This is a genomic window from Coleofasciculus sp. G1-WW12-02, assembly GCF_040219735.1.
In the GTDB taxonomy this organism is placed as follows: domain Bacteria; phylum Cyanobacteriota; class Cyanobacteriia; order Cyanobacteriales; family Coleofasciculaceae; genus Coleofasciculus.
In genome coordinates, this window is sequence record NZ_JAVJRX010000131.1 from 22,021 (window position 1) to 33,320 (window position 11,300).

An 11,300-nucleotide genomic window follows, 5' to 3' on the forward strand; every position below is an offset into this window, starting at 1 on the left:
ATCTGGATATAGATATTAGTGTAGGTGCAATGTATGACTACACACAACTAATACAATTGCGATCATACAGTGATCTTAGGCTAAGATTTGGGGCGCGATCGCACGATTAGACCAATCCATACTCTACTTTGCCTCTACGGACTAAAAGCTCTTGGACGCGAATTCCATTTTCAAACCCTTTCGATGTAAGCACTCAGAAATATCAGTTGCGCTTCATCGGGATACCCCAATCTGCCAGCATCTGCAACTGTGACAACATTTAGATTAGCATTCCGCAAAGCTTTGACCAACGCCGCGTTAATAGTGTCTTCATCCAGATAGAAACCAATCTGACTCATGATCGCCTTCCCGCTAAATATTCGGCTTCGAGGCGAGCGCATTCTTGATTATAAGCAGCAAATTCCACATCAAGAAATTCTTTATTGGCGTAGTAGTGAGCTATAGCTGCATAAATTGCACCAAGAGTTAGGTGTGGTTTATTTTCCAGTATTTCTTCAGGAGTCACACCTGCCCTAATCTCATTGATAATGTACTGAACCGTGATCCGAGTACCTGCTATTCGGGGACGCCCCCCACAGGTTCCCGTTGTGCAAACAATCAGCGTTCCAATGTCAGTCAAGGTTTGCATAATCGACTTGGTGAATTTTATTCTCATCCTAACTTGTTGAGCTATCATTGAGTGCAATTGAGCGACGCTCAGCCTCAAAGGTGATCCCACGCTCTGAAGCTTTAGAATGAAAAGTGCGCGATCGCCACCTCCCCCTTTTTCTCATATTTTGTATTAGTACCTGAGCATCAATTCATTAAAGATATGGGTCAAAATTATTTGCCGTGAAAAGTCAGACATCGGCAAGTTATCACGCCGCTGCAAACTCAGCAAATACTTGCTCAATCACCTTTTGCGCTTTAGTATCCAGAGAATGCCAATCCACTTCACCGTCTTCATCAATTAGGCTGGTATCAATCTCAACCTCTTGGCTTTCTACTTCAGCATGAACCGGGGCGTACTCCTGAAAACAGACTTTAAAGCATAACTCCCACAAGTTAATACAGGTTGAATAATCAGGTTTTTCTAAACATACCTCATGACCGGGTATCGGCGTCTGCACATCCTTGTATGTGGCTTTCCAGGTGGTCACCTCAAGCTGCTTGCGAATATGATCAACAATGCGGATTAAGGCGGGTTGCATTAATAGTCCCGCTTGTTGCCAAGCTTGGGTTGTTTTAAATTTGGGTTTCATTCTGAACGTCGATAGGGAAGAATTAGGCAAACAACGATGTTAAGACTACTGAGTGGATTTGGATTCGTGACGGGAGCAACTTACCCATTGCGCGTGTTGGCAGTTTTCCGACGCACACCACGTCTGTGGGGGTACATGATTACTCCTATTCTGGTGAATGTGTTCATCGGTATTGCCCTGTATGCCGGATTACTGGTGTTGGGTTGGCAACAGGTTGAGAGTATTACGCTCAGTTTATCGCAATGGTTGAATAATGCGATCGCGAGTCTTCCCCCTTGGCTGAGTTTCCTAGGCGTCTTGGCGACGGGGATCAACTGGTTGCTGGATTTTATCTTGGTGATTGGGTTACTGCTGATCACTGGATTTTTGCTCGTCCAGTTTGGCGTATTACTGGGTGCGCCGTGGTATGGTCAACTATCGGAACAGTTAGAAGAAATCCGCACGGGTCAAATTCATACCGTAGAGGTGGGATTTATCCAGGATATTGGGCGGGCGATTTTATTTGAGTTAAAGAAGCTGGTATTAGGAATCAGCGTTGGCGTCTTGTTACTAATGTTAAATATTCTCCCTGGAATTGGCACCTTAGCCGCCGCAATCGGGGGGATTATCCTCACCGCCACCATAACTTGTCTGGACTTTCTCGACGCCCCCTTAGAACGTCGCCGTTTACGGTTTCGCTACAAGTTAGGGATTGTGTTTAACAGTTTACCTGCCAGTGCGGGGTTTAGCTTAGTCTGTATGGCGTTGATTACAGTGCCATTGGTGAATCTTGTTACTATTCCCCTTTGTGTCGCATCCGGGACGCTGTTTTTTTGCGATCGCGTATTACCTAAGTTACCTCAGTCTCTAGCAAAGCCCAAGTCTGATTAATTTATTGACATCCTCCCCGGCGTCCAAACGAAACATCCTCCATTAAATTTTCCTGTGATTAGTGTTGGTTCTTGACCCCCTAACCTTTCTCTAAGACGTGAGGATATGTATGACGAATGAGGTCGATAACGCTTGAGTATTTTTATTCAATCTGATAATAATAGAATATTAATAGATGATAATTAAGATTTAACCTAAACTAAACAAAAATTAATAATTCCTTGAGTGGAATAGCGTTTTAATATTTTGTATTAATATAGAAGGATGACAATTATTGAATAATCAGGTATGGAGTACAAACAACTGGGGGAGAGCAACCTACGGGTTTCAGAAATTTGTCTAGGAACCATGACCTATGGTCAGCAGAATACTATAGAAGATGCCACAGAGCGATTAGACTATGCGATTTCCCAAGGTGTTAACTTTATTGACACAGCAGAAATGTATCCCGTACCGGGACGGGCGGAAACTCAGGGGAAGACGGAGGAGTATATTGGCGAGTGGTTAGTTAAGCAGCAGCGCGATCAGCTAATTGTGGCGACCAAAATTGCCGGTCCTGGGTCTTGGATAAGCTGGATTCGGGGAGAAAACCACCGAATTGACCGCCCGAATATTGAACAAGCACTAGAAGATAGTCTTAAGCGCCTGCGTACTGATTATATTGACCTCTATCAAATCCATTGGCCCGATCGCTATGTTCCCTTGTTTGGCGCCCCCGATTACGATCCCAAGCACGAACGGGACACTGTACCGATTGCTGAACAACTGGAGGTATTCGCAGGCTTCATCAAAGCCGGAAAAATTCGCTATTTGGGGTTGAGTAATGAAACCCCTTGGGGAGTATGTGAGTTTTGCCATGTTGCCAAGCAGCTAGGATTACCCAAAGTGGTGTCGATTCAAAATGCCTACAGCTTAGTTAACCGCATCTTTGATATTCACCTAGCGGAAGCCTGTCGATTTAATCAGGTTGGGTTGCTAGCGTACAGTCCCCTAGCCTTTGGCTTGCTGACGGGTAAATATCTCAACGGTATCCCGGAAAAGTCACGGCTAGCCCTATTTCAAGGATTTGGTAGGCGGTATGAGAAACCCAATCTCACCGAAGCCGTGAAGGAGTATGTGGAAATTGCCCATAAGCACAATTTGACGCCAGCCCAGTTAGCCTTGGCATTTGTGCGATCGCGTTGGTTTGTCACCAGTACGATTATCGGTGCAACCACCATCGAACAACTTAAGGAAAATCTGAGTGCGGCTGAGGTGACATTGGATCAGGATATCTTGGCAGAAATTAATGCCATTCACGCCCGCTATCCGAATCCTACCCCTTAAGGATACTGCTGGCTTTCTCAGGGGTCAGACCCCTCACCCCCCTGCTCTATTCCTTCACGTCCATTCATAGCCTAACTTGCTTCGCTCTTATTTGGGGCTTCACAACTCTCCCAACTAGCAAGCAAGACGGTCTTATTCGTCTATAGATACTAGAACGTCCAGACTCTTGGCAATATGCCACATCTCATGGTAAGATTTGTGGCAAACAATGGCTACGACAACCGGGAATTCGGTACAATAATTAATGGAAGATAAGTCAAAGCAAGGTAAAAAAAACAATTTTATTTTTAATTTATTTTTTGACCTAGAGTTCTACCTAAAAATTGCAATAAGTTGTGCAATTTTACAACGGTTTTTACATTGGGTCTTGCACGATGTAGAACTCAACTTTATTACTCAGGTAGTTTTATACTGGGTTGTTAGTTCTGTCTCATTTTATGTAATTGGACTTTTCATCGAAAAGGTAATCAAAAATAATGATCAGTTGAGAGATAAATTCAATTCAAGAGTCAAAAAAGTAAAAAAACAACCCTTCCCAGCTTTTACGGCAAAAGGCATTATTATTGGACAAATTCAGGGTTTAATAACAGCATTAATCATCCTCTATCTGGCGCCAGAGGTACATAGAGGTAATGGCTTACTCCTCAATCTGAGATGGTTCTTTATGCGAATCATTGCGGCTGATTTTTGTTTTTATGTCGCCCATTGGTTACTTCACAGAAAAATTTTGCTGAGAATACATCTTAAACATCATGAGTTTGCCGATTCATCAAGTTTTGTCGCTGGTCATAAGAGTCTCAGTGAATATATTATAGTCACCATTACAGATATTTTACCTATCTTTATATTTGGATATGATCTTACTCAACTCTTGGCTTGGACTATTATAGGTAATGCTTACAACCTAGAAGGTCATAGTTCGTTGTCTATATTTTTCATTGCATCTGATTTTCACGATCTGCATCACACCAGTTTTAAGGGAAACTATGGTATTCATGGATTTTGGGACAGGGTATTTAATACTTTGAACCCTCCTACCAAAAAATCGGGAATTATATCTCCTGTCGCCTCTCTGGAGAAAATGGCGGTGAAGTTGTCTAGTCGTGCCAGTAAAGTTACGACTTGACTCCTGCCATTTTCCCTGCCCTAGAGTTCCCTGACAAATGACAAATGACAAATGACAAATGATAACCTATTGTATTTGTTGCAACTTGCGAGTCCCACTTTACCCGTCGGTGCCTATAGCTATTCAGAAGGATTAGAAATACTGGTGGAACGGGGGGTGATTGATAAGCCAAAGCAATTAAAAGCCTGGATTGACCAAGAATTGAGCTATGGAGCAATTCGCTTAGAAGCGGCTATGATGGTAAGATCCTATCAGAGTATCCAGGCTGACGATTTAGAAGCGTTGTCGTATTGGAATGCTTGGACGAGTGCGGCGAAGGAAACCTCGGAGTTGCGATCGCAAAGTTGGCAAATGGGCAATTCCCTGATCCGCTTACTCGTCGAGTTAGAACCGGAACTTAAGTCTGTAGCCAGGATCGTGGGAACACCCTGCAATTATGCGATCGCCTTTGGGATTGCAGCCGCTTACTGGCAAATTAACCTCATGGCTGCTTTATTGGGTTATTTCCACAGTTGGGCATCCAATCTAATTAATGCAGGTGTGAAATTGATTCCCTTGGGTCAAACTGTCGGTCAACAACTTCTACTGGAACTTACCCCGGTGCTATCGGTGGCTAGCCAAGACATTTTAGCACTAGAAAATGATGAACAGTTAAACAGTTGCACTTGGGGATTCGCACTCTCTAGCATGGCTCACGAAACCCAGTATACGCGATTATTTCGCAGTTAGCCTCATTCTGTATTGGTGTAAGTTGTCTATCGCATGGTTCTATGCTACCTTAAAAGTTTTTCAATTTTGAGGAAGCAATGACACAACGAACCCAGATCAATCTTCGCATAGACAACGAATTACTTCAGGCGCTACGCGAGAAATGTGCGGCTGAAGGCTGCACTCAGACTGAATTTATTACCAATGCCATCAAATCGGCATTAGGCATCCCCCTTACCCAAGCCAATTTTCTTGAGATCGATGAACGAATTGCTGCCCAAATTCAACCGATTCGAGAAGAGTTAGATCAGTTGAGGGCAGCATTGGGGGAATTCGCAGCCTGAGAGTGGAAAATTCAACTCTCAGGCAACAGGTTCCACCACTATCCAAGTTGGAGGCAATTCGGGATCGCATTCTCGGTAACTTGAATATCGGTAGAAATGCACTCGCCTACAAAGCCGCCCAGAAAGTCCTCAATGAATTTATTGGCGAATTGTACAGAAAATAACCGATCACCAACAGCGGCGGTGAGTTTACCACCTTCAATGGATGGCAGAGATTAGTCCCTTTGTTCATGGTTCATAGACTTTGCTTGAAATAACAATGATGAACCATGTAGCGGGCTTGGTGCTTCGCGAGTACCATGTCTGTTGTGTTTGTTGAAGGAGTACGTGAAATCCCACGTCCAATAAGCGTGGGATACACCCTTTTTATCCCATCTCGCATTATAGCTCTCTTCTAGACTGGTTGCTATATTTTTAGCCAAAACCTGATAATCAAAAATACTTAATATCTAGGAAGAAAGATTAATTCTCTGGGGGTAATTACGGAGAAATGGGGTAATGCTTATCCCTATACCTAAGCTATTTGGCTTAGGTAGGTTACCGTAAAATCAGGGTTATGCGATAGCTGAAATGCTTATTAGGAAAGGATTAAAAGCTTGTCTTCTTCCTAAAGAACTACAGGGATAAACTTACGCCATTATGCTGAGGTTATTGGCGGCAAGATCAGCCGAAAATAGGAAAATATAATGACTTGATCAAGAAAATGTGAACGAAGCTTTACAGAAAATTGATGATCACTTTACCGAATTACCCGTGAAATCCTCTACCATAAAGATAGAGTACGTCTAAATCAGTTGTGAAATAGCAACCATTATCGGGCAAGCTTTTCAGCCCCATCTGCTTTCACAAATCCTTACTGGCGATAGTGAGTGTAAGCAACTTCATCTAAACGTCTACGTAGAATTATACTGGGTACAACCCAACCCGATACAGCAGTGCATCTCCACAACGCCGAAGTTAGAGGCTGACTCACGTCTGTCGGCGATAGCAAAAACTCCTCTAATCTGGGTGATTTACCAAATTTTGTAATCCTAACAGCAAGCACTTAAGTGTGATGTTAACTAGACTGGTTCAGTTTTGTACACCTCTCTCCGAACAAGACTGTGCTTAATTGTCCCAGCTTATCATCTAAAGCTGACGGTATTACTACGAATGAGTACAGTCTGTTTCTATATCTTTCCCAACTCGGCTAATTGATTTCATCATAGCTAATCATTCCATGCCGTATTCCCAGGAGTTCAACTTAAAATTATGACTAATCAATTCCAGCGAGTAATTGGATACTCTCAACACTGGGCTGAATTTATTAGCACTGGCGGATTTCCCTTTACCCCTTGTCAAATTGTCAATACTGAAAATCTGGCAACCCAAATTTTCTCCTGCGCCAGTGAGCAATTTACAGGTTGCTTAGATATTGAAGCCCCTCAACGCCAGCATTGGAGTTTATATTTTTGCCGGGGTTTAATCTGTGGCGGAAGTGGTGTACATCCACTTCGGAGTTGGTTGCGTCAGCTTTGTCGTTACTGTCCCCAACTGTTTAAAGATGGGACTATCAATAGTTCACATCAATTTGCTGGTGATAATTACGACGCCTTAGCGGAATTGGTAATGGAAGGAAAAATTAGAAAAGAGCAAATGACAGAAGTTGTCGAAGGCTATATTTTAGAAGTCTTCTTTGATCTGATTCAACAACTTGAACAGACATCACTCTCAAACTTGCGACTCACTTATAGTCAAATTCCTCAAGAGCAGATGGATTCAGCTCTAGTCACTATAGAGGTTGATAAAACCTGGCGACAAGCCTTGAAACTTTGGCAAAGTTGGCAAGGTTCAGATTTAACAGATATTTCTCCCAATTTAGCGCCCAAGGTTTTACAACCTCAAGAATTACAAAAACAGTTTTCCCAGATGCTTTATGATAACCTCAGTGGGTTAGGAGGTCTTAATCAGACGTTTAAAGCCTTGCAACAAGAAACCTCTCAATTTTCATCTGATAACCTTCTTGCTTCAATGAATGGAGGTCAAACATTACGAGATTTAGCTGTTAATTTGAACCGGAATCTATTACTCCTGACTCAGCCAATCATCCCGTATATTCGTCAAGGTTTAATCGAATTGATTGAGGTTGAGGACGTGAGTCTCAGCGTCGCCTCATTGACAAATATGAACCAGGAACATCCATTCCCAGAAACTCCAGCAACTCCAATAGAATCGAAGCCGACGAGTCCTTTAATCGCCTGTATTGAGGATAGCTCAGTTGATCTGTTGCTGATGAATCATATTCTCACTCAAGCGGGCTATGGGTTTATTAATGTGGAGGATCAGGAAAAAGCTTTATCGATATTGATAGAAAAAAAACCTGACCTGATTTTCTTGGATTTAGTGATGCCCATTGCTAATGGATATGAAATCTGCTCCCAAATTCGTCGGATTCCCTTTTTCAAATCTACTCCTGTGATTATTGTCACGGGTAAGGATGGGATTATTGACCGGACACGGGCAAAAATTGTCGGGGCGTCAGATTTTGTCACTAAGCCCATCAATAAAGAGAAAATTATACAAGCTTTACAAACTCATCTACCCCAGCCGAAAGTTAACCAGTTCCAGAATAGATCAACCATTGGAGATTGGTATGCTAAACAACCGATTCAATACTCTCTGATGTAAGAGAGTATTCAAAAAAAACACATCTAAGTAGAGTCTGCTGAATAAGTCTTGTGGAGGGGTAGGGAGCAGGGGAAGCAGAGGGAGCAGGGGAAGCAGGGGAAGCAGGGGAAGCAGGGGAAGCAGAGGGAGCAGAGGGAGCAGAGGGAGCAGAGGGAGCAGGGGAAGCAATGATACATTTTCCCTGATAAATGAGTTAATCTATTTATTTTTAACTGAAATATTGCTTGGGAGCATGTCAGTTTCGCATAAAACGTTCAAGTAGGTTGGGCCCTTGTGTAAGCTTTACCCAACAGGCTAATCTGGAGTTGGGTTGAGAAACGAAACCCAACCTACAAAGATGACATGCTCCCTATTGCTTAAAATAAAGCTAAAAAATAATTGGCAAAATAAAAATATTTTTAGTCTTTTTTTTATTTTATTAAAGTAAATAACGGTACTTAAAAATGCTATTTGTTGACCAATATATTGACACAGTGGCATTTTTATAAGTTAGAATTGAGTCAGTTGTATAAATAAATCTATCAAAATGTGTTTATTAAACGGGTAGATTGCTGTTTTTTTTAGTTCTGAAAAACGAAAAATATACAGCTAAGACCTAATCCTTTCTATATCATAGTCATTTAATATATCATCTCACTGGACGATACAAATAAAAATACAAAATGCTTGCCCCTTTATCTGTTCGATCAACTCACTGGCCTACAACCAAACATGATGTTATCTTTAACACAGAAGAACTGCTAAGACGAATTCAAAATTGTGCGAGTCAACAATTTACAGGTCAGTTAGATTTCAACATAACCAATCCTCAACAGCAGCAGTGGAAGCTATTCTTTAGCGTCGGGAGTTTGATTGGTTGTGACAGTGAAGTACATCCTGTGCGTCGTTGGTATCGTCAACTGTCATTGCACTGTCCTTCACTGGCTGTTAATTCTGTGATTCAAGAAGGAGAACCGATTCAATATCAAGATTATGAATCCTTATCCAAACAAGTGAAACAAGGACAAGTACCCCTCGGACAAATGGCGGCAATTGTTGAAGGTCATACTGGCGAAGTTCTTTTTGATATTATCCAAGCAGGCGAACAACAAAACTATCATTCTGGCTTGTATCTAAGCTACCGAGTGATTCCTCAAGATTCTATCGATTTAGGGTGGGTTGTGGTACGGGTAGAGCGCGTTTGGCAGCAAGTTTTTCAGGATTGGCAAGCTTGGCAACAAGCTGGTTTAGCTGACATTTCTCCGAATCTAGCCCCCAAAATTTTGCAGGCGGAACAGTTACGTCAGCAAACATCACCCTCTGCTTATCGCAACCTGACAACTCTTGCCGATGGGACACAAACGCTTCGGGATTTAGCAGTCAAGTTAAAACAAAATATTCTGCCCTTAACTCACTCGATTGCCCCCTATATTCGTAAAAATTTAATTGCTTTAATTGAAGTTGAGGATTTAAAAGTTTCTATTTTAAGCCCTAAGCTTGTCGAACCAAAATCTCAGCAAAATGGCAGAATAAGTTCACAAAAGTCTTCGGCAACGTTATCCTCATCCAAATCAGCAGGCGCGGTAATTGCTTATATCGATGATAGTAGAATTGATAGTCAAATGATGGGTTATATTTTAGAGGAGGCGGGTTATAATTTTGTCTCAATTCAGGATTCCGTGCAAGCCCTAGTCGTACTTCTCGAAAATAAACCTGATCTCATATTCCTGGATTTGGTAATGCCTGTAGCCAATGGTTATGAAATTTGTTCACAAATTCGCCGTGTTTCGGTTTTTCAGAATATTCCTGTGATTATTCTGACGGGAAATGACGGCATTGTAGACCGGGTGCGTGCCAAGATGGTCGGTGCTTCTGGTTTTTTGCCGAAGCCGATTACTCAACAAAAGGTCTTAAGTACTTTGCAGAGGTATTTACCGACAAAATCTTTATATATGAGTAATTAAAATTCTGCTCAGAATTGACCTTTTGACCACAAACAAGCTGTACAAAGTTTGTCTCGCAAAAATTGGATTAACTATGACAACTATTCTTTTAGTGGAAGATAGTGTAACAGAAACTCAGGTGCTGACTCGTTATTTAAGACAAGCTGGTCTAAACGTGGTTAGTGTGACGAGTGGAGAAGAGGCTCATATAAAACTCCAGGCTCAAAAACCTGACTTGGTAATTCTCGATGTGATTTTACCTGGTCAAAGTGGCTTTGAACTTTGCCGCGAGATTAAAACGAACATTGATACCAAGAAAATTCCTGTAGTAATTTGTTCAACGAAAGGAACTGACGCTGACAAATTATGGGGTTCGATGTTGGGTGCTGATGCCTATATTTCTAAACCAGTCGATCAACAGGAATTAATGAAAACCATTAATAAATTTACCCTGGTTTAGATGTTTCCTGTTCCCTGTTACCTAAAAAATGACAAATTCCCTCGACTCAATTCTATTAACAACGAGTCTTGAACCACTCAACCTTAAACCTTTCCCCCCCCAAAAGCAGCAGCGGTTACTCCGCTTTCCCTTGGGTCACCAAGATAGTGCGTTATTGCCCTTGGAACAGATTGGGGAAGTGCTACGAGTGAACGCAACGGAGATTTTACCTGTTCCAGAAATGCCCCATTGTGTTTTAGGTATCTGTAACTGGCGTGGCGATATGCTTTGGCTAGTTGATCTGAATCATTTGATGGGCTATTTACCTTTAGAACAACAAGGACAATTATCTGCGGCTTTGGTGGTTTTAGTGGTTCAGGTTAATGATCAATCTGTAGGACTTGTTGTTACACAAGTTAATGACATTGAGTATCACAATTTACAACATTTACAACCTGCAATTCCCGGTTTATTTCCGCCTAAACTGTTGCCGTTTATTCTGGGTTCACTCCCTGAAGATCAGGGAATTGTGCTGAATATTCACGCCATTAACCACTATCCCCTTTGGCAAATGCATCGTGAGTGAAAAATGAGGGATAAGGGAGATGGGACAGAGGTGTTCAAGACGTAGTATTCTCCCTCTGGAAAAGTCAGGGC

13 protein-coding genes are annotated in these 11,300 nt (G+C 42.0%); 10 read left to right on the plus strand and 3 right to left on the minus strand.

The window, feature by feature from the left end; translation table 11 throughout:
- Nucleotides 1-170: 170 nt before the first annotated feature.
- From RID09_RS21300 to RID09_RS21310, 3 genes are all read right to left on the minus strand, one after another.
- Entirely contained in the window at nucleotides 171-338 is a 168-nt protein-coding gene (locus RID09_RS21300; protein ID WP_446337916.1) for a hypothetical protein, read from the minus strand.
- Nucleotides 335-628: a DUF433 domain-containing protein gene (locus RID09_RS21305; protein WP_446337917.1), complete on the minus strand. Its 294-nt coding sequence runs from the start codon at nucleotides 626-628 to the stop codon at nucleotides 335-337. Before RID09_RS21305 ends, RID09_RS21300 begins: the two co-directional genes overlap by 4 nt.
- 229 nt (nucleotides 629-857) lie before the next feature.
- Nucleotides 858-1,241, minus strand: a complete 384-nt coding sequence (locus RID09_RS21310) for a hypothetical protein (protein ID WP_446337918.1) — start codon at nucleotides 1,239-1,241, stop codon at nucleotides 858-860.
- 36 nt (nucleotides 1,242-1,277) lie between these two features.
- Here RID09_RS21310 and RID09_RS21315 point away from each other — a divergent pair, with 36 nt between their 5' ends.
- The 10 genes from RID09_RS21315 (at nucleotide 1,278) to RID09_RS21360 (ending at nucleotide 11,229) form a co-directional block, all read left to right on the plus strand.
- Nucleotides 1,278-2,111 (plus strand): EI24 domain-containing protein, encoded by an 834-nt coding sequence (locus tag RID09_RS21315; protein ID WP_446337919.1) that lies wholly within the window; start codon nucleotides 1,278-1,280, stop codon nucleotides 2,109-2,111.
- 288 nt (nucleotides 2,112-2,399) lie between these two features.
- Nucleotides 2,400-3,437, plus strand: coding sequence for an NADP(H)-dependent aldo-keto reductase (locus tag RID09_RS21320; protein ID WP_446337920.1), 1,038 nt, complete (start codon nucleotides 2,400-2,402; stop codon nucleotides 3,435-3,437).
- A 244-nt stretch (nucleotides 3,438-3,681) separates the two neighbouring features.
- Nucleotides 3,682-4,563, plus strand: a complete 882-nt coding sequence (locus tag RID09_RS21325; protein WP_446337921.1) for a sterol desaturase family protein — start codon at nucleotides 3,682-3,684, stop codon at nucleotides 4,561-4,563.
- Between the two features lie 51 nt (nucleotides 4,564-4,614).
- On the plus strand, nucleotides 4,615-5,292 hold the full coding sequence (locus RID09_RS21330; RefSeq protein WP_446337922.1) for an urease accessory protein UreF: 678 nt from the start codon (nucleotides 4,615-4,617) through the stop codon (nucleotides 5,290-5,292).
- Between the two features lie 77 nt (nucleotides 5,293-5,369).
- Nucleotides 5,370-5,615 (plus strand): hypothetical protein, encoded by a 246-nt coding sequence (locus tag RID09_RS21335; protein WP_446337923.1) that lies wholly within the window; start codon nucleotides 5,370-5,372, stop codon nucleotides 5,613-5,615.
- Nucleotides 5,616-5,617: 2 nt separating this feature from the next.
- Nucleotides 5,618-5,779: a hypothetical protein gene (locus tag RID09_RS21340; RefSeq protein ID WP_446337924.1), complete on the plus strand. Its 162-nt coding sequence runs from the start codon at nucleotides 5,618-5,620 to the stop codon at nucleotides 5,777-5,779.
- Between the two features lie 1,087 nt (nucleotides 5,780-6,866).
- Complete coding sequence (locus RID09_RS21345; RefSeq protein WP_446337925.1) at nucleotides 6,867-8,282, plus strand: response regulator; 1,416 nt, start codon at nucleotides 6,867-6,869, stop codon at nucleotides 8,280-8,282.
- A gap of 662 nt (nucleotides 8,283-8,944) precedes the next feature.
- Entirely contained in the window at nucleotides 8,945-10,225 is a 1,281-nt protein-coding gene (locus tag RID09_RS21350; protein ID WP_446337926.1) for a response regulator, read from the plus strand.
- 73 nt (nucleotides 10,226-10,298) lie between these two features.
- Nucleotides 10,299-10,664, plus strand: a complete 366-nt coding sequence (locus RID09_RS21355) for a response regulator transcription factor (RefSeq protein WP_446337927.1) — start codon at nucleotides 10,299-10,301, stop codon at nucleotides 10,662-10,664.
- A 28-nt stretch (nucleotides 10,665-10,692) separates the two neighbouring features.
- Complete coding sequence (locus tag RID09_RS21360) at nucleotides 10,693-11,229, plus strand: chemotaxis protein CheW (protein ID WP_446337928.1); 537 nt, start codon at nucleotides 10,693-10,695, stop codon at nucleotides 11,227-11,229.
- Nucleotides 11,230-11,300: the final 71 nt, after the last annotated feature.